This is a genomic window from Euzebya sp., from assembly GCF_964222135.1.
Classification (GTDB): domain Bacteria; phylum Actinomycetota; class Nitriliruptoria; order Euzebyales; family Euzebyaceae; genus Euzebya.
Genome location: NZ_CAXQBR010000043.1, coordinates 24978 through 42849, shown reverse-complemented (window position 1 = coordinate 42849; position 17872 = coordinate 24978). Strand labels below are relative to the sequence as shown.

The window sequence follows — 17872 nt, the reverse complement described above, 5'->3', positions numbered from 1 at the left end:
GTATGCGGTGACTGGAGTTCAGACGTGTGTCTTCCGATCTCACCAGGCCGTCCACCCCGCAACCGCCATCGCCCCACGGGCGCATCGCGAACACCAGGCCGTCCACCCCGCAACCGCCATCGCCCCACGGGCGCATCGCGAACACACCAGGCCGTCCCCCCCTCGACCGCCATCGCCCCACGGGCGCATAGCGAACACCAGGCCGTCCACCCCTCGACCGCCATCGCCCCACGGGCGCACGGAGCACGCCGGTCCCACCGTCACACGGATGGCGGTAGCGTCCGGGCATGGAGCTGACCGAGCACGCGGCCGTCTTCGACCGGGCCGCGCCGACCTACGACCGGGTCGGTGTCGACTTCTTCGCCACCTTCGGTGCCCGGCTGGTCGCCCTCGCCGATCTGCGGGCGGGCGAGTCGGTGCTCGACGTCGGGTGCGGACGCGGCGCGGTGCTGGGCCCGGCGGCCGATGCCGTCGGCGCGGCCGGGCGGGCGGTGGGTGTCGACATGGCCCCGACCATGGTCTGGCTGACCGCCGCCGAGCTCGCGGATCACGCGCACGTCGAGGTCCGCCAGGGCGACGCCACCGCCCTGCCCGCTGACCTGGGCACCTTCGACGTGGTGCTGTCCAGCCTGGTCCTGTTCTTCACACCGGATCCGGCAGCGACGCTGCGCCACTGGGCCGACCACGTCGCCCCCGGCGGGCGCCTCGGCCTGACGACGTTCCTGGCGGACCCCGACGACGACTGGTTCCGCGACCTGGTCAGCTCGTGGCTGCCCGAGCAGCCGCCCGCCCCCGCGGACGGCCCCTCGTCCTTCGAACTCGTGCGCGACCCCGTGTGGCTGGACGACGCCCTCCGGGCCGCCGACCTGGGATCGATCACCGCCGAGACCCTCCGCCACCCCATCCGGTTCGCCGACGTCGACCAGTGGTGGCGCTGGGTGTGGTCCCACGGCGGCCGCGCGGCCCTGGAGGCCATCCCGGCCGACCGCCACGACGCGTTCAAGGCCGCCGCGGGCGAGGCGCTGGCCGACCGCCCCCTCCCCGACGGGACGCTCGGCAGCCACACCACCGTGCGCTTCACCGTCGCACGGCGCTGAGGGTGGCGCGGGGCGGTCGCCTCCGGGGCATCGTGGTCGCTCCTCGGGCGCGGGTACGGTCGCGGCGTGGACGGCGACCCCACGAGCCCGCCGCCTGCCGGTGACGCCGGCGGGGACCACGACGGGGGCCGGCGTCCGGGCCTGACCGGAGTGGTCGTGGTGCTCGGCGTGGTCGCCCTCGCCGCCCTGCTGGTCCGGTCGCCGGCGAGCATCGTGCCCGAGGCGCAGCTCACCGAGCCGCGGCCGGCCGACACGGCCGACACGCCTACCGCCCCTCGCGAGCCGAGCCCGTCACCCTCCCCCGATGCCACGCCGACGTCGGTCCCGCCGCTCCCCGTCGACGGCGAGTGGGTGGAGGTCCCGATCCGGCTGCCCGACGACGAGTTCGGTCCGTCGGTGCCCCCGGTGCTCGAGTGGGACGGCGAGCGCGTGGTGGCCCTCGGACGGACCAGCGCCGTCGCCTACGACCCCGCCGCGGCGGTGTGGCGTCCGCTCCCCGACCTCCCGATCGCCGGGGCGGAGGGCACGACGCGGCAGGGCGCAGTCGTCGACGGTCTGGTCGTCGTGCTCCAGCGACCGCTCGGCCCTGACACCGGCCTGTCCGGTGCGGCCGCGGCCCGCCTGGAGGGCGCCGCGTGGCAGACGATCCCCGACGTGCCGAGCGGGCCGCTGATCGGGACGACCGCGACGAGCCTGGTCGTCGCCCAGGACATCCAGTCCTTCGGGTACGCGGACCTGGTCCTGGTCGACGTCCGGACCGGCGTGCGCACCGACCTCGAGGCCCCGTTCGAGCTGCCCCACGGCGGCACCCTCCCGCTCGGTGACGGCTTCGTCCTCCTCGGCAGCCGGTACGCGGGCGGGAGCGGCACACCCGAGGACCCCTTCGACCTCGCGTTCGCCGCAGCGCGGTGGTCGCCCGCAGGCGCGACCGCGGCCGGCTGGACCGCCCTCCCCGCCCCTCCCCTCGCCGTCCGCGCGGCCGTCCACGTCCCCGGAGCCGATGGCGGTGAGGGGCGGGTCGTGGCCGTCGGCACGGGTCAGGACGGGGGGAGCCTCCGCCTGGCGGTGCTGGACCTCGACGCGCCCGACTGGGTCAGCGTCGCCGTCGACCTGCCGCCAGCGCTGGCCGGACGCCTCGACGGGATCAGCCCGGCGATCGCGTGGGACGGCGAGGACACGGTCTGGGTGCACGTCGGCTACGCGACCGCGGTCCAGCTGGCCCTGGACCTGCGGACCCTGGACCTGCGGGCCGCCGTCCCGGCCGACGCGCGCGTCGACGCGGACCTGGCCTGGACCGGTGAGGGGCTGGTGCTGCTCGGCGGGAGCGACGCGACCGGCGTGCCGCGCACGATCGACGTGTGGTCCCCGACGCCGGGCACGTCCAGCCCCGGCCCCGACCTCACCGCAGGCTCGTACACCGGCCCGCCCGCGCACCTCAACCGGGGTTCCGACCCCTCGGCACGTCCAGGTCGGTGACGGGATCCGAGGGCAGGTCCTTCAGCCCGAAGTAGGCCAGCGCGGTGATGTGGGCGGCGACCTCCTCCGCAGCGGGTTCGCGCTCGTTCGCCCACCACGACCCGACGTAGGCGACCATGCCCACGAGCCCCCCGGCGTAGAGCGGCGCGGTGGCGGGGTCGAGGCCGGTGCGGGTGAAGAAGCTGACCAGCACGCCGGTCGCTTTGTCCGCAACGTCGCTCAGCAGGCCCGCCATCCCCGGCCCGGCGACGGTCGCGGGCGAGTCGCGGGTGAGGACCCGGAAGCCCGCCGGGTCCTCCTCGATGTAGTGGAGGAACGCGAGTGCGGAGGCGTGGACCATCTGGCGGCCCCCCGCCTCGCCGTGGATGTAGGCGGTGATCTTGTCGAGCAGGCGCGTGGACTCGCGATCGACCACCACCGCGTAGATGCCCTCCTTGCCGCCGAAGTGCTCGTACACGACCGGCTTGGAGACCCCGGCGCGGGCGGCGATCTCCTCGACGCTGGCGCCGTCGTACCCCAGCTCGGCGAACACCGCCTTCGCGACGTCCACGAGCTGGTTGCGCCGTTCGCGGGCCGTCATGCGCGCCACGGGTCAGCTCCCCTCCCCACCGAGGACCTCCTCGAGGAAGGTGACCACGTCGGTGCGGGCGTCGATCAGCTTCGAGGTGGGAGTGCCGGCCCCGTGGCCGGCCCTGGTGTCGATGCGCGCGAGGATCGGCGCCGGTCCGGTCTGGGCGGCCTGCAGGGCGGCGGTGAACTTGAAGCTGTGGGCCGGCACGACCCGGTCGTCGCGGTCCGCGGTCGTGATCAGCGTGGCGGGGTACTCACCCGGACGGTCGAGCACCGCGTGGTACGGCGACATCGGCCTGATCCAGGCGAAGTCGTCGGGGTCGTCGGGATCCCCGTAGTCGCTGGTCCAGCCCCACCCGATCGTGAAGCGGTGGAAGCGGAGCAGGTCGAGGACGCCGACCTCGGGGACGCACGCGCCGAACGCGGAGGGGTCGCGGAGCATCGTCGCCGCCGCGGTCAGCCCGCCGTTGGACCCGCCGGTGATCGCGAGGTTCCCCGGCCGGCACCACCCGGCGTCGACCAGCCAGCGGGCGCAGGCGAGGGCGTCGTCGAAGGTGTGCGGCTTGTTCGCGAGCCGGCCGGCGTCGTGCCAGTCGCGGCCGTACTCGCCCCCTCCCCTGAAGCACCCGACCGCGACGACGCCACCGCGCTCGAGCCACACCGACCACCACAGCCTGAACTCGGGGGTGAGGGAGATGTCGAACCCGCCGTAGCCGTACAGCAGCGTGCGGTTGGACCCGTCGATCGGGGCGTCGCGGCGGTGGATGAGGAAGAGGGGGACGCGCGCGCCATCGGTCGAGTCGACGAAGGTCTGCTCGGTGACGACGTCGTCCAGGCGGATGGCGGGGGCTCGCACCTCGGTCAGGCGCACCGGGTCCGTGACGTCGAGGCGGGCGATCGACATCGACTGGGTGAACGACGAGAGGGACAGGTGGACCACCGTGTCCTCCTGGCGCCCGGTGATGCCGCCGACGCTGGCGGAGTCGGGCAGGTCGACGGTGGTCACGATCGAGCCGTCGACGGCGTGGACGGTCAGCTGGTGGACCGCGTCGACCATCCGCAGGGCGAGCAGCCGACCGCCCACGTAGCGGACGGCGAGGAGGGCGTGGTCGGTCGCGGGCAGGACCTCACGGCGGTCGGTCGGGTCGGCCGCGGAGATGGCCAGCAGCCGGCCGTTCGGCGCGCCGAGGTCGGTCTGGACGAACATCGTGTCGCCGTCGTTGCCGATGACGTCGTACTCCGCGTCGCCGGTGTCGAGCCACGGCGTGATCTCGACCGCGGCCGGGTCGTCGGTGCCGGTCAGGTCGCCGAGGTGGATGCGGTTGGTCGGTTGGGTCCCCTCCCACACCGTGACCACCAGCCAACGGCCGTCCTCGGTGATCGCCGGGCCGAAGCCCCAGGTGGGGTGGTCGGGGCGCGCGTGGACCAGCACGGGCTCGTCGGCGCCGAGGCGGTGGAAGCGCAGCTCGTGGTCGGTGTTCTTGCCATCGAGGGCGTGGCCCGGTGCGGGCGGGTCGTAGCCGCCGTAGAAGAACCCGCTCGCGTCCTCGGTCCAGGCCGCGCCGGAGACCTTCCCCCACTCGGCCACGTCGCCGGTGTCGGTGCCGGTCGCGACGTCGCGGACGCGCCAGGTGATCCAGTCCGACCCCCCGTCGGAGGTGCCGTAGGCCAGCAGGCGACCGTCGCGGGAGATCGACGTGGCCGCGAGGCTGACCGTGCCGTCGTCGCTGAGCTCGTGGGGGTCGAGGAGGACCCTCCCCTCCCCCGTGGGGTCGTCGGCGACGTGGAGGACGGCTTGCTCCTGCAGGCCGGAGTTGCGGGACTGGAACCAGCGGTCCCCGCGGCGCCACGGGAGGCTGACCTTCGGGTGGTCCCAGATCTCGGCGAGGCGCTCGCGGATGGCATCGCGGTGCGGTCGCTCGGCCAGCCAGGCCTCGGTGTGGGCGCCCTGGGCGGCGACCCACTCGGCCACGTCGTCGGCCGTCTGGTCCTCGAGCCAGCGGTACGGGTCCGCCACGTCGTGGCCGTGGAGGGTCTCGACCAGCTCGTCGCGACGCGTGGCCGGGTGGTCCATCAGGCGGCCACCTCGGCGATCCGGCTGACCGCGTCGATGACCTCGTCCCAGTCGTGGACCGCCGTGGTGCCCTCGAGGTGGGCGTTCCAGCGCCGGACGAACCGCAGGACGTGGCGGTCGGGGTGGTGGCGGACGAGATCGCGGAGGACGTGTGGGGAGTCGTCGAGGTACACGTCCGCCTCGACCCGCCACTTGTCGTGCTGGATGTGGACCTCGCGGACGGGGACCCGGTGGTCGCCGAGCCAGCTGAGGGTGTCGGGGATCGACCAGTCGGGCTTGGCGGTGATGATCACGAGGTCGTGGCCGGCAGCGTCGAGGCCGTGGAGGGCCTCGATCGCGCCGGGGAACGGGTCGAGGTGGCGGAACACCGAGCGGCCGTCCCCCAGGTCGCGAGCCCAGTCCCAGAAGGCCTCCATGTCGGGGAGGCCGGCCAGCTCGGGCAGGCAGTCCCAGCTGTGCACGTCGTCGGCGCACAGGTCCGTGCCGTGCTGGGCGTTGAAGTGGTGCGTCCAGCCCGCGTTGAAGTCCGCGATGACGCCGTCCATGTCGATCCCGAGCCGCAATCCCATCGCGTGAGACCGTAGCCGGCCGGTGCGACGGGGACCGTCCGCACTACCTCTTGAGGTCTAGTCAACCCGCCGTCTACGGTGCAGTGGTCGCGGCGTCACCGGGGGGCGGTTCACTCGCCGCGACCGTCAACCGACCGCTCCGCGCGGTCCGGTTCCGCCTGATCGCATAGGACCCGCGCATGTCTCTCCGCCGCCCGCTCGGCCTGCTGTCCCTGCTCGCCCTGATCGCAAGCCTGCTGGCGCTGGCGCCGGTGGTGCCGGCCGGTGCGCAGGCGACCGACCTGATCTTCAGCGAGTACGTGGAGGGATCATCCTTCAACAAGGCGATCGAGATCTACAACGGCACGGATGCTGCGGTCGATCTGGATGACGGCGGCTACGTGCTCGAGCTGTACAGCAACGGGGCGGCCACCCCCAGCCAGTCCACCGCCCTGGCCGGGACCGTGGCCGCCGGCGACGTCCTCGTGGGGGCGCACGCGTCCGCCGGCCCGTCGATCCTCGCCGTGGCCGACTTCACCAACAGCTCGGTCGTGAACTGGAACGGGGACGACGCGATCGTCCTGCGGGCGGGTGGGCAGGTGGTCGACTCCATCGGCCAGGTGGGCACCGACCCGGGCTCCCAGTGGGGTTCGGGCGACGCGTCCACGGCCGACAACACCCTCCGACGCATGGACGACGTCTGCGGCGGCGACACGGTGGCAGACGACGACTTCGACCCCGCAGACGAGTGGGACGGGTTCGCCCAGGACACGTTCGACGGCCTCGGCAGCCACGACGGGTGCAGCGGCCCGCAGGCGCCCGTGATCAACGAGTTCAGCGCGAGCACGACCGGCACGGACGTCGAGTTCCTGGAGCTCTTCGGCGAGCCGTCCACCGACTACTCGAACCTGACGATCCTCGAGATCGAGGGGGATGGGCCTGCCCCCGGCACGGTCGACAGCGCCGTCGCGATGGGCACGACGGATGAGGCGGGGTTCTTCCTCCGCACCCTGCGGGCGAACGAATTCGAGAACGGGACGATCACGCTGCTCCTGGTCGCGGGTTTCACAGGTGACGCATCCGATGACCTCGACAGCGACGACGACGGCGTGCTCGACGTGACCCCGTGGACGGGGATCGTGGACTCCGTCGCCGTCGATGACGGTGGATCCGGCGACGTCAGCTACTCCTCGGCGGTCCTCGAGGCGGAGTACGACGGCCTCCCGTTCGCACCGGGCGGCGCCTCCCGCATCCCGGACGGCGTCGACACCGACTCCGCGGAGGACTGGGTCCGCAACGACTTCGACCTCGCGGGCATCGAGGGCAACCCGGGCTCGCCGGTGCCCGGCGAGGCCTACAACACCCCTGGGGAGCCGAACGAGGTCGTCGAGGAGGACGGCGGCGGTGGCGAGGACCCGCTGGAGGGCACGCCCGCGCTCATCCACGAGGTCCAGGGGGACGGTGCCGACGCCGCGCTCTTCGGCGCCACCGTCGAGGTGTCCGGCATCGTGACCTCGCTGTTCGAGTCCGGCGACCAGCCCGACGGGTTCTTCGTCCAGGAGGAGGACGAGGACGCCGACACCGACCCGGACACCTCAGAGGGCATCTTCGTCTTCTGCCGCGGCTTCTGCCTGGCCGAGGTCGCCGTCGGCGACCAGGTGACGGTCGACGGCGTGGTCGATGAGTACTTCGGCATGACCCAGCTCGCGCCGGCGAGCGCCGCCGACATCATCATCGACTCGGTTGGCAACGCGCTGCCGACCGCGGTCGAGCTGACGCTCCCCGCAGGTGGCTCGACGACCGACGCGGCGACCTACGAAGCCGTCGAGGGGATGGTCGTCACCTACACCGACACCCTCGCGGTCTCCGAGACGTTCGAGTACGCGCGATACGGACAGATCGTCCTGGCCGACGAGTCCCGTCCGTACCAGTACACCCACATCGACCCGTCCCCCACGGCGGCCGAGTACGACGACTACCTCGAGGAGCTGGCGACCCAGCGGATCATCCTCGACGACGACAACAACACCCAGAACGACGCCGTCAACGGGCCGGAGTCCGACGAGCCCCTCCCCTACCCCTCCTCCTCCTGGCCCGATGGCGGGCTGTCGACGGAGGACTACTTCCGCGGTGGCGACACCATCACCGGCCTGACCGCGGTCATGCACTGGTCGTTCGCCGGCCAGTCGGGCACCGACGCCTGGCGGCTCCGTCCGATCGACGGCGAGGCGTACACCTTCGAGTCGACGAACCCGCGGACGGCCTCGCCGGCCGACACCGGCGGCACCCTCACCGTCGCGAGCTTCAACGTCCTCAACTACTTCCCGACACCGGACACCGGGGCGGCCGTCTGCGGACCTGACGACAACCAGGACTGCCGCGGCGCGAGCTCCGAGGCGGAGTTCGAGCGCCAGGAGGCCAAGATCGTCGCCGCCCTCGCGGCGATGGACGCCGACATCGTCGGCCTGATCGAGATCGAGAACGACGCGACGGCCGTCCAGGCGCTCGTGGACGCGCTGAACGCCGAGGTCGGTGCAGGCACCTACGCCCAGATCGACACCGGCGCGATCGGCACCGACGCGATCAAGGTCGGGTTCATCTACCAGCCCGCGACCGTCGAACCCGTCGGCGACTTCGACCTCCTCGACGCGTCCGACGACGCCCGGTTCGACGACGACCGCAACCGCCCGATGCTGACCCAGACGTTCCGGGAGGTCGCGACCGGGGAGGTGTTCACCGCGTCGGTGAACCACCTCAAGTCGAAGGGCTCGGGCTGCGGTGCGGGGGATGACGCCCCGGAGATCGGCGCGGGCAGCTGCAACGGCACCCGGACCGCGGCCGCAGAGGCGATCATCGACCACCTCGCCGGCGACCCCACCGGGTCTGGTGATCCCGACTTCCTCATCCTGGGCGACCTGAACTCCTACCGGATGGAGGACCCGATCGACGTCCTCGAGGGGGGTGGCTACGTCGACCTGCTGGAGGCACTGATCGGTGACGAGGCCTACAGCTACGAGTTCGACGGGCAGCTCGGGTACCTCGACTACGCGCTTGCGAACGACAGCCTGTTCGACCAGGTGACGGGCGTCGATGCCTGGCACATCAACGCCGACGAGCTGCCGCTGTTCGACTACAACGACACGGTGCTCGACCCCGGCGAGCAGAGCTTCGAGCGCGAGCCCGCCGCCCTGCCCCTGTACGAGTCCGACCCCTACCGCTCATCCGACCACGACCCGGTCATCGTCGGGTTGGACCTGGGTGGCGAGGTCCCGGCGCCCGTCGCGGACGCGGGAGGCCCGTACGAGGTGCGCGTGGGTGGCCGGACGGTCACGCTCGACGCCTCGGCCTCGACCGGTGAGGACCTCGAGTTCGCCTGGGACCTCGACGGCGACGGGGAGTTCGACGACGCCGACGGCCCGACCGCGACCTTCCGGGGCAACCGCCCGCCGCGCACCTACACCGTGTCGGTGCAGGTGACGGACGGCTCCGGCCAGACCGACACCGACTCGACGACCGTCCGGGTGTACACCCCGGGCCGAGGCAACGGCGGCAACCCCCCGGGGCAGGGAGGGCCGCCACACCGCGGCCGGTGATCCACGGCGTTCGTCGAAGCATCGTTCGCACCGATGGAGGGTCCGGTCCCCCGTGATGTGCATCGCGTCGGCAGCGGCGTGCGACGCCGTCGCCCACCCTGACCGCCCTGGACGTGCCACAACGACGAGCACGTGGCCCGCCGCACGGACACGGTCACGCTCCACCTCAGCCGTCAGGCCACACCGCCCACCAACGCACCGCACTCCAATCTCGGGGCTATGAGTGCGAAGTCCCGCACTGCCGCAGCACCCACCTGCTCGAGATCGACCACGTCCAGCCCTGGTCCGAGACCCATCGGACGATCCTCGACCAGCTCGCCTGGCTGTGCTCCACCCACCACCGGGAGAAGACCCGCCACGGCCACCGGCTGACCGGTCCGCCCGGACGGCGACGATGGCTCGACCCCAGCGGTCAGACGATCTCCGCCGACTCCCAGCCCACCCACCGCTGCGCGGCGCAGGAGGCGGCAGGATCGTCGGCGCCCGCCGCCCACCACCGACGGCGGACGCGGCTCCTCGCCGCCCACGGGTGGATCTCCGCGCTCCCGGCCACGCGGGCGGCCCCGATCCGTGATGCACACGAGTGGCTCGGGGTCCTGACCAGGCTGGACCAGCTGGTCAGGCGCTGCCTGCAACCTCGTCCAGCACCGCCTGCGCGGCCTCCAGCAGCCGGACGTGCTCGAGGCCGAACGCCGCGTCGCACTCGTGCGGTCGGCCCGACCGCACGCTCTCGGCCAGAGCGGCCAGGGCGGCGGGGAACGCGTCGTCCGCACCCTCCCCCTCGGGCATCGAGGACCCTCCTGCCGGCCCGTGGAGGTCCAGGCCGCGTCGGGACGCCGCAGGGCTCGACGTGTGGCTGAGGGTGACCCCTGAGGTCCCGCCGGACTGGTGGGTCAGGACCAGCCGGACGAGGTCCCCCCTCCCCCGCCGCGCGACGACGTCGACGACCGGGCCCATGATCGGGATGGCCAGCGACAGCACGTGGGGGCCCAGGTCCCACAGCGACCCGTGGCGCTGGCGCCAGGCCGACTCCCGGTACGGGCTGTCCTCGGCGTAGAGGTCGCCGAGCCACGCGGCGTCCAGCCCCTCCCAGTCGTCCCGCTCGCGGACGTCGGCCAGCCACGCAGCGGTCGCCGGCTCGAACCGCAGGGTGAGGAAGACCACGGACCGGACGCCGGCGCGCTCGACGGCGTCGACGATCGCCGACGCAGCCCCGGTGTCCAGCGCGATCGGCTTCTCGAGGAGCAGGTGGCACCCCGCCTCGGCGGCGGCGACCGCCAGCGGCGCCTGCACGTCCGGTGGCACGGCGAAGGCGACCGCCTCCACCTCGGCGAACATCGCCTCGGCGCTGGCGAAGGCCTCCACGCCGAAGGACTCCGCCAGGGCCTCCCGCTTGGCGGGCGTCCGACCCCACACCCCGACCAGCTCGTCGGACGTCGACCTCGCGATCCCCGCCGCGTGGACCGTCGTCGCCCAGTGCCCAGTGCCGATGACGCCGTATCGCATCCTCCGAGCCTATGCTCCGCCGATGGCCTACGACGAGGAGCTGGCGACCCGGATCCGCGAGCGGCTGGCGGGCGAACCGGACGTGACCGAGCAGCGGATGTTCGGCGGGCTGGCGTTCCTGCTCGGCGGCCACATGGCCGTCGCGGCGATCAACGCGGGCGGGATGATGGTCCGCGTCGGCCAGGACGCCGCCGACGCGCTGGTCGACGACGACGGTCAGGCCACGGTCGTGGAGATGCGCGGCCGGCCGATGCGCGGCTGGCTGGAGGTGGCCGCCGGGCAGGTCCAGACCGACGCGCAGCTCGCCGCCTGGGTGGACCGCGGCGTCGCGCTGGTCCGGTCCCTCCCCCCGAAGGCCTGACCCGGATCAGCCCAGTCGGCCCAGCCGGTGGAGCACGACGGACGCCGCGACGACCCCGGCGGTCTCGGTCCGCAGGATCGTCTGGCCGAGCGTGGCCGGGGTCAGGCCGGACGCCTCCACCTCCCGCAGCTCGAACCCGCCCTCCGGACCGATCGCGAGGGTGATCTCCGCCTCGTCGAGCACCTCCTCGACGGCCTCTGACAGCGGGACCCCACCGCCCTCGTACAGGACCGCCCCGACCGCACCGGCCACCGGCCACGCCGCGACCGGATCGATCTGGAGCAGCCGCGCCCTACGTGACTGCTGGGCCGCGGCGAGCGCCACGGCCCGCCAGCGCTCGGCGACCCGGTCGGCCTTCGCCCCCTCCACCTGCTTCACGGTGCGGGCGGTCACCACCGGCCGGAGGCGGTCGACGCCGACCTCGGTGAGCCGCTGGACGACCTCCTCGACCTTCCGGCCCTTGCCGAGCGCCTGGACGACGCAGACCCGCGGCTCGTCGGCGGGCACCTCGAACCGGTCGGTCACCTCGAGGGCCACGACGTCGCGGCCGACCCCGCGGGCCACCGCCTGGTACACCCAGCCGGTGTCGTCGGCCAGGCTGACCGGCTCTCCCTCGCGGATGCGCAGGACCGCGGCGAGGTGGTGGCCCTCACCGCCGGTCACGTCGACCGACGACGCGGCGCCGACGGGGGCGACGAAGACGTGCGGACCGGTGGTCGGCAGGCCGGGGCCACCGGACCCGATGCCTCCGGGGAGGGTGCGCACTAGCCCGCGAAGGCGTCCCGCAGCCGGCCGAAGAAGCCCTTGCCGCCGATCCCGTCGACGACGTCCTCGCCGCGCTTCTCCGCGAGCTGGCGCAGGACCTCGCGGTCCTCGTCGTCGAGGTTGCGGGGGGTCTCCACCCGGCAGTGCACGTGGAGGTCGCCGCGCTGGTGGCCGTCCATCCCGAGGCGCGGCATGCCCTCACGGCGCAGGGTGATGACGTCGCCGAACTGGGTGCCGGCCGGGACGGTGACCTCGGCCTCGCCGTACAGCGTCGGCAGCTTCAGCTTGGTCCCGAGCGCCGCCGGGATCATCCCGATCCGCAGCTCGCAGTGCAGCGCGTCGCCGTCGCGGGTGAACACCTCGTGGGGCCTGACGTTGACCCGCACGTACAGGTCGCCAGCCGGCCCGCCGTTGCGGCCCGCCTCGCCGCGGCCGGTGAGGCGCACGCGGCGCCCGTCGTCGATGCCGACGGGGATCGGGATCGTGAGGGTCTCGGTCGTCCGCTGCCGCCCGTCGCCGCGGCAATCGCGGCAGGGGTCGGTGATGGTCGTGCCGGTACCCTCGCACGTCGGGCAGGCCGACTGGGTCAGCATCTGGCCGAAGATGCCGTTGCGGACCCGCTGGACGACGCCCTGCCCGCCGCAGGTGCTGCAGGTCGTGGGACCGCTCGACCCGGCGGCGCCGCTGCCATCGCAGGTGGCGCAGGTCCGGTCGAGGGTGACCTCGACCTCCTTGTCGATCCCGCTGGCCGCCTCCTCGAGCGTGACGGTGACATCGACGATCGCGTCGCGGCCGGCGTTCGTCGGTCGGCCGCGCCGGCTGCCGCCCATCCCCCCGCCCATGCCCGCGCCGGGGCCGAAGAACGCGTTGATGAGGTCGCTGAGGTCGCCGAACCCGCCGAACGGGTCGCCGCCGCCCATCCCGCCGCCGGGACCGCGCGGGTCGCCGAACTGGTCGTAGTTGGCGCGCGCCTCGGGGTTCTTCAGCACCTCGTAGGCGGCCGTCAGCTCCTTGAAGGCCTCTTCGTCCCCGCCCTGGTCGGGGTGGAGCTCGCGGGCCTTCCGGCGGTAGGCCTTCTTGATGTCGACGTCGCTCGCGTCCTTCGCGACGCCGAGCACCTCGTAGAGATCACGCACGGTGGGCATTTCCGTCGATGGTGGGGGTGGAGGGGGCGCTTGGACCCTGGCGGCCGGTCATGCCGGCGATGGCCCGCTCGAGGGTCTCGGCGACCGCCCGGACCGCGCCGAGCGTGGCGGCGTAGTCCATGCGGCTGGGGCCGAGGACCCCGATCTGGCCGGCCGAGTCGCTCGGCGCGTCGTAGGAGGTGGCGACGATGGCGCACGCCTCGAGCTCCCGCAGCGGCAGCTCCGCCCCGATCCTGACCCCGGGGTCGGCATCCCGCAACGCGTCCTGGAGGACCTGGAGGACGACCACCTGCTCCTCGAGGGTCTCGTAGACCCGCTTCACCTCCTCCAAGCGGGCGAACTGGCCCGCGTCGGCGAGGGCCGCGGTGCCACCGACGAAGAGCCCTGCGGAGGAGCGGACGTCGGGGTCGTCGATGCCGGCCCGGACGGCCTCGGCGACGCCGTCGATCAGCTCGGCCAGCTCGCTCGGCGCACCGGCGGACAGCCCGCTGATCGCGTCGGGCGCCTCGAGCCCGCGCAGGCCGGCGGCGGCGCCGTTGATGGCGTGGCGGGCCCGTTGGACGTCCACGTCGCCGATGGGGTCGACCAGCTCGATCATCCGCTTGGTCACCCGGCCCGTGTCGTGGATCGCCACGGCCAGCACGGTCACCGGGCTCAGCCCGACGAGCTCGATGTGCTTCAACCGCGACCGGTCCAGGCGGGGAGCGGCGACCAGCCCGGCGAACCGCGTCAGCCGGGACAGGGCGCCGGTCGCCCGTCGCAGGAGGTCCTCGAGGTCGGCGGCGCCGCTCAGCAGATCGTCGAGGAGGGCGACCTGCTCGGCGGTCACGTCCGGGTCGGCGCTGACCTGCCCGCGCAGCGCATCGACGAAGTAGCGGTAGCCCCGGTCGGTCGGTATCCGCCCGGCGGAGGTGTGGGGGTGGGTGATGTACCCGGCGTCCTCGAGGGCCGCCATCTCGTTGCGGACGGTCGCGGCGGACACGCCCAGCCCGGCCTCCTCGACGACCCGACGCGACCCGACGGGCTCGCCGTCGCGGACGTACGCCCGCACGACGGCGAGCAGGACGGCGGACTTGCGCTCGTCCAGCTCGATCGACGGGACGGGATCGGGGTTCACGGCGGATCCAATCCTGCCACGGCCCGCAGCCCGTCCCCCGCGTAGGGATGCACTACGCAGCGCAACCTGACTGCGCAGCGCTCAACTCCGGGGCGGCCCCGCCGATCCGGTGACCAGTCACGACGAGCGGGGTCGAGAGGGCGAGGCGGACACCATGGACGATCAGCACCGGAGCCTGTGGTGGCTGCAGCGCTGGCGGGTCGCGGCGGTCGTCGCGGTGATCGGGCTCGCGGCGGTGACCGCGGACCTGGGGTTGTGGGTCGTGCTCGACCGGGCGGGCCTGGGCTCCTCCCCCGGCGGGATCATCCTGCGGGCCATCGCCGGCACCCTGGCCATGGCCTGGGCGCTGTGGGCGGTGCTGGTCCGGCCCTTCCAGCACCAGCTCGCGGCGGCCGAGCGGACACGGCGGGACCAGCAGGCGCAGCTCGTCGCCGACGCCCACGTCAGCGACCTCGACTCGTCCCTGTCCCGCGCGCTCGGGATGGCGGCGACCGAGGACGGGGTCCTCGAGGTCACCAGCCGCGCCCTGTCGATGATCACGCCGGACGAGCCGGCCGAGCTCCTGCTGGCCGACAACTCCCAGGCATCCCTGCGGGTGGCGACCGCCTCGGCAGCGGGTCCTGCGGGCTGCGAGGTCGGCGCGCCCGGCCACTGCGCCGCGGCCCGGCTCGGCCGGACCATGACGTTCACCGACGCAGAGGCCCTGGACGCCTGCCCGCACCTCCGCGGCCGCGGGCAGATCGCCGCGACGTGCGTCCCGGTGTCGGTCATGGGCCAGACGATCGGGGTGGTCCACACCACCCGCCCGGCCCGCACGCCGCTGGCCGGGACGCGCCACGCCGAGCTGGAGGTGCTCGTCCACCAGGTCGGCTCGCGCCTCGGGCTGCTGCGCGCGCTGGCGCACTCCGAGCTCCAGGCCGCAACCGACCAGCTGACGGGGCTCGCCAACCGGCGGACGTTCGAGTCGAGGGTGGAGCGCCTGACCGCGGCCGGCACGCCGTTCGTCGTGGCGCTCGGCGACCTCGACCGCTTCAAGCTGATCAACGACACCCACGGCCACGACGCCGGGGACCAGGCGCTGCGGGCGGCCGCGAAGGCGCTGTCGTCGGGGATCCGCGGCAACGACCTGGCCGCTCGCTACGGCGGGGAGGAGTTCGTCGTGCTCCTCGCCGACTGCTCGCTCGAGCAGGGCCTCGTGATCGTCGACCGGCTCCGCGAGGGCGTGAGCCTCACGACGTCGGGCGGCGCGATCCCGCAGGTCACGATCAGCTTCGGGCTGGCCCACTCGTCCATGGCGATCGACATCGAGGCGCTGATGCGCCTGGCCGACGTCGCGCTGTTCGACGCGAAGCGGGAGGGGCGGGACCGCGTCGTGGTCGCCCAGGGTCCGGTGGCCGAGGCCCCGCTCGCCGAGACCCCGCAGGCTGAGACGGCACCGGAGCCCGAGGCGGCACCTCGGGCTCCGGTGGTGGTTGGGGGCGTGGCGTGACGGGCCGAGCCGTCAGGCCACGCCGGATCTGGTGCGCCCGCGCCGCGCGACCGCGTCGACCAGGACGGCCAGCAGCAGCACGACGGCGGTGACGACGAACTTCGCGCCGGAGGACAGGCCGAGCAGGCCCATCCCGTTGTCGACGCCGACGATGACGAGGGACCCGAACAGCGCGGCGGACACCTTGCCGCGACCCCCGAAGAGGCTGACGCCGCCGATCACGACCGCGGCGATCACGTTCAACTCGATCTGCCCGCCGCCGGAGCCGGTGTCGACCGAGCGGAGGCGGGAGGCGAACACCAGCCCGCCCATGGCGGCCATGGCGCCGGAGATCATGAACGCGGCGATGCGGACGCGGTCGACGCTGATGCCGGCCCGCCGGGCGGCCTCGGGGTTGCCGCCGACGGCGTACACGTGGCGCCCGAAGCCGGTGCGCATCAACACGATGGTGAAGGCGACCAGCAGGACCAGCAGGATCACGGCGATCATGGGGACGCCGCGGGAGCGGTAGGCGAAGTACACCGCCGCGAGGCCACCGACGAGCAGCGCCGCCACCTTGATCACGATGATGCTGAGCGGCGTCGTCTCGAGGTCGGCCCGGCTGCGTCGTGCCCGCCTCGTGAGCTGGACCGCCGCGAACGCGGCGACCGAGGCGGCCACGAGGCCGTAGCTGAGCGCGGCCGGCAGGTAGCGGTTGGCGATCGAGATGACCGTGGCGTCCTGGATGACGATCGTGCCGCGGCCGCCGATGAGGATCAGGACCAGGCCGTTGTAGCCCACCAGGGCCGCCAACGTGACGATCAGCGATGGCAGGCCGAGCTTCGCGACGAACCAGCCGTGCACGAAGCCGGCGAACAGCCCGACGGCCAGCACCGCGAGGAACGTGGGCAGGAACGGCCACGCCTCCTCCCCGAGCAGCCGGGCGGCGACGACCATCGACACGCCGGAGAGGTAGCCGACGGACAGGTCGACCTCGGCGATCGCGAGGACGAACACCGCGCCGATGGCGATGACCACGAACGGGCTCGTCTGGACGATGAGGTTGACGAAGTTGATCGAGCTGAGGAACCGCTCGTTCAGCGACGTGAAGACAACGGTGATGACGAGGAGGCCGATGATGATCGGCAGGTTGCCGAGGTCGCCGGCCTTGACCCGCTGGAACCAGGCCCGCGCGTAGTCGCCGACCGTCGCGTCGCTGCGGTGGATCTCGCGCTCGCCGGCGGCCTCGGCGAGCTCCGACGCGGTCTCGTCCTGCGCCAGGTCGGCGGCCGCGGTGTCGTGCTCGGCGGCCGTCTGGTCGGTGACCTCGGTGGCGGCCTGCTGGGAGGGGTTGGAGGTCTCGCTCACGTCGACTCCGCCGTGGTCATGCCGGGGACCGCCTTCAGCTCGCCGGCGGTGATGGCCTGGACGATCTCCTGCTGGGTCGTGTCGCCCGCGTCGAAGGTCGCGACCATCTGGCCGAGGCGGAGCACCGCGATGCGGTCGGCCACCTCGGCCACGTCGTGCAGGTTGTGGGTGATCACGATCACGCCGAGGCCCTGGTGGCCGAGGCGCTTCACGAGCTCGAGGACCTGGCGGGTCTGGGCCACGCCGAGGGCCGCGGTGGGCTCGTCGAGGATGACGACCTTCGAGTTCCACATGACGGCCTTGGCCACGGCCACCGACTGCCGCTGGCCGCCGGACAGGCCGGCGACGCGCTGGCGGACGCTGCCGAGGGTGGTGACGGCGAGGCCGGCCATCGTGTCCTTGGCGGCCGACTCCATCGCCTCCTCGTCGAGGAGCCCGAGGCGGCCCCGACGCTCCCGGCCGAGGTACATGTTCTGCACCACGTCGAGGTTGTCGGCCAGCGCGAGGTCCTGGTACACGACCTCGATGCCGAGGTCGGCGGTGTCCCGCGGGCTGTGGATGTGGACCTGACGGCCCTCGAAGAACACCTCGCCGTCGTCGTAGGGGTGGATCCCGGCGATGCCCTTGATGAGGGTGGACTTGCCGGCGCCGTTGTCGCCGACGAGGGCGACGACCTCACCCGCGTGCAGGGTGAAGTCGACGCCGCTCAGGGCCTGCACGGCCCCGAAGCGCTTGGACACGCCTCGGAGCTCGAGCAGGGGGGTCTCAGGAGAGGCCATGGATG

The 17872-nt window shown here is 73.2% G+C and carries 14 protein-coding genes; 5 read left to right on the top strand and 9 right to left on the bottom strand.

Annotated elements, in window-relative coordinates; translation table 11 throughout:
* Positions 1 to 287 precede the first annotated feature (287 nt).
* Positions 288 to 1097 (top strand): class I SAM-dependent methyltransferase, encoded by an 810-nt coding sequence (locus ACEQ2X_RS10060; RefSeq protein ID WP_370325674.1) that lies wholly within the window; start codon positions 288 to 290, stop codon positions 1095 to 1097.
* 66 nt (positions 1098 to 1163) lie between these two features.
* Entirely contained in the window at positions 1164 to 2573 is a 1410-nt protein-coding gene (locus ACEQ2X_RS10055) for a hypothetical protein (RefSeq protein WP_370325673.1), read from the top strand.
* On the opposite strand, the gene ACEQ2X_RS10050 is transcribed toward ACEQ2X_RS10055, so the two are convergent.
* The 3 genes from ACEQ2X_RS10050 to ACEQ2X_RS10040 are packed head-to-tail and all read right to left on the bottom strand — an operon-like array spanning position 2533 to position 5786.
* On the bottom strand, positions 2533 to 3153 hold the full coding sequence (locus ACEQ2X_RS10050; protein WP_370325675.1) for a TetR/AcrR family transcriptional regulator: 621 nt from the start codon (positions 3151 to 3153) through the stop codon (positions 2533 to 2535). The genes ACEQ2X_RS10055 and ACEQ2X_RS10050 overlap by 41 nt on opposite strands.
* Before the next feature lie 12 nt (positions 3154 to 3165).
* A complete protein-coding gene (locus ACEQ2X_RS10045; RefSeq protein WP_370325672.1) occupies positions 3166 to 5217 on the bottom strand; it encodes a prolyl oligopeptidase family protein in 2052 nt (683 codons plus the stop codon).
* The gene (locus tag ACEQ2X_RS10040; RefSeq protein ID WP_370325671.1) at positions 5217 to 5786 is read right to left on the bottom strand and encodes a hypothetical protein; all 570 of its coding nucleotides are present in this window, start codon (positions 5784 to 5786) and stop codon (positions 5217 to 5219) included. Before ACEQ2X_RS10040 ends, ACEQ2X_RS10045 begins: the two co-directional genes overlap by 1 nt.
* Positions 5787 to 5965: 179 nt before the next feature.
* Between ACEQ2X_RS10040 and ACEQ2X_RS10035 the strand changes: the two genes are divergently transcribed.
* Positions 5966 to 9358 carry an ExeM/NucH family extracellular endonuclease gene (locus ACEQ2X_RS10035; protein ID WP_370325670.1) on the top strand — a complete coding sequence of 1131 codons (3393 nt, stop codon included), beginning with the start codon at positions 5966 to 5968 and terminating at the stop codon, positions 9356 to 9358.
* Between the two features lie 618 nt (positions 9359 to 9976).
* On the opposite strand, the gene ACEQ2X_RS10030 is transcribed toward ACEQ2X_RS10035, so the two are convergent.
* Positions 9977 to 10864 carry a Gfo/Idh/MocA family protein gene (locus ACEQ2X_RS10030; RefSeq protein WP_370325669.1) on the bottom strand — a complete coding sequence of 296 codons (888 nt, stop codon included), beginning with the start codon at positions 10862 to 10864 and terminating at the stop codon, positions 9977 to 9979.
* Positions 10865 to 10886: 22 nt separating this feature from the next.
* On the opposite strand from ACEQ2X_RS10030, the gene ACEQ2X_RS10025 reads away from it, so the two are divergent.
* On the top strand, positions 10887 to 11225 hold the full coding sequence (locus tag ACEQ2X_RS10025) for a TfoX/Sxy family protein (RefSeq protein WP_370325668.1): 339 nt from the start codon (positions 10887 to 10889) through the stop codon (positions 11223 to 11225).
* A 6-nt stretch (positions 11226 to 11231) separates the two neighbouring features.
* On the opposite strand, the gene ACEQ2X_RS10020 is transcribed toward ACEQ2X_RS10025, so the two are convergent.
* Genes ACEQ2X_RS10020 through hrcA form a run of 3 tightly spaced genes read right to left on the bottom strand, consistent with a single transcriptional unit; the run spans position 11232 to position 14252 of the window.
* Entirely contained in the window at positions 11232 to 11990 is a 759-nt protein-coding gene (locus ACEQ2X_RS10020; RefSeq protein ID WP_370325667.1) for a 16S rRNA (uracil(1498)-N(3))-methyltransferase, read from the bottom strand.
* Positions 11990 to 13135 (bottom strand): molecular chaperone DnaJ, encoded by a 1146-nt coding sequence (gene dnaJ / locus ACEQ2X_RS10015; protein ID WP_370325666.1) that lies wholly within the window; start codon positions 13133 to 13135, stop codon positions 11990 to 11992. Before dnaJ ends, ACEQ2X_RS10020 begins: the two co-directional genes overlap by 1 nt.
* Complete coding sequence (gene hrcA / locus ACEQ2X_RS10010) at positions 13119 to 14252, bottom strand: heat-inducible transcriptional repressor HrcA (protein ID WP_370325665.1); 1134 nt, start codon at positions 14250 to 14252, stop codon at positions 13119 to 13121. Before hrcA ends, dnaJ begins: the two co-directional genes overlap by 17 nt.
* A gap of 154 nt (positions 14253 to 14406) precedes the next feature.
* Here hrcA and ACEQ2X_RS10005 point away from each other — a divergent pair, with 154 nt between their 5' ends.
* Positions 14407 to 15741, top strand: a complete 1335-nt coding sequence (locus tag ACEQ2X_RS10005; RefSeq protein WP_370325664.1) for a diguanylate cyclase — start codon at positions 14407 to 14409, stop codon at positions 15739 to 15741.
* 12 nt (positions 15742 to 15753) lie between these two features.
* Here ACEQ2X_RS10005 and ACEQ2X_RS10000 read toward each other — a convergent pair whose 3' ends face one another.
* Positions 15754 to 17088 carry a sugar ABC transporter permease gene (locus tag ACEQ2X_RS10000; RefSeq protein ID WP_370325663.1) on the bottom strand — a complete coding sequence of 445 codons (1335 nt, stop codon included), beginning with the start codon at positions 17086 to 17088 and terminating at the stop codon, positions 15754 to 15756.
* Positions 17085 to 17867: an ATP-binding cassette domain-containing protein gene (locus ACEQ2X_RS09995; protein WP_370325662.1), complete on the bottom strand. Its 783-nt coding sequence runs from the start codon at positions 17865 to 17867 to the stop codon at positions 17085 to 17087. The genes ACEQ2X_RS10000 and ACEQ2X_RS09995 overlap by 4 nt, the downstream gene beginning before the upstream one ends.
* Positions 17868 to 17872: the final 5 nt, after the last annotated feature.

Excerpts from the sequence above, each read along its gene's own strand:
- ACEQ2X_RS10060 (WP_370325674.1), top strand. The coding sequence starts at position 288 with ATGGAGCTGACCGAGCACGCGGCCGTCTTCGACCGGGCCGCGCCGACC.
- ACEQ2X_RS10050 (WP_370325675.1), bottom strand. The coding sequence starts at position 3,153 with ATGACGGCCCGCGAACGGCGCAACCAGCTCGTGGACGTCGCGAAGGCG.
- ACEQ2X_RS10045 (WP_370325672.1), bottom strand. The coding sequence starts at position 5,217 with ATGGACCACCCGGCCACGCGTCGCGACGAGCTGGTCGAGACCCTCCAC.
- ACEQ2X_RS10040 (WP_370325671.1), bottom strand. The coding sequence starts at position 5,786 with ATGGGATTGCGGCTCGGGATCGACATGGACGGCGTCATCGCGGACTTC.
- ACEQ2X_RS10035 (WP_370325670.1), top strand. The coding sequence starts at position 5,966 with ATGTCTCTCCGCCGCCCGCTCGGCCTGCTGTCCCTGCTCGCCCTGATC.
- ACEQ2X_RS10030 (WP_370325669.1), bottom strand. The coding sequence starts at position 10,864 with ATGCGATACGGCGTCATCGGCACTGGGCACTGGGCGACGACGGTCCAC.
- ACEQ2X_RS10025 (WP_370325668.1), top strand. The coding sequence starts at position 10,887 with ATGGCCTACGACGAGGAGCTGGCGACCCGGATCCGCGAGCGGCTGGCG.
- dnaJ (WP_370325666.1), bottom strand. The coding sequence starts at position 13,135 with ATGCCCACCGTGCGTGATCTCTACGAGGTGCTCGGCGTCGCGAAGGAC.
- ACEQ2X_RS10005 (WP_370325664.1), top strand. The coding sequence starts at position 14,407 with ATGGACGATCAGCACCGGAGCCTGTGGTGGCTGCAGCGCTGGCGGGTC.
- ACEQ2X_RS09995 (WP_370325662.1), bottom strand. The coding sequence starts at position 17,867 with ATGGCCTCTCCTGAGACCCCCCTGCTCGAGCTCCGAGGCGTGTCCAAG.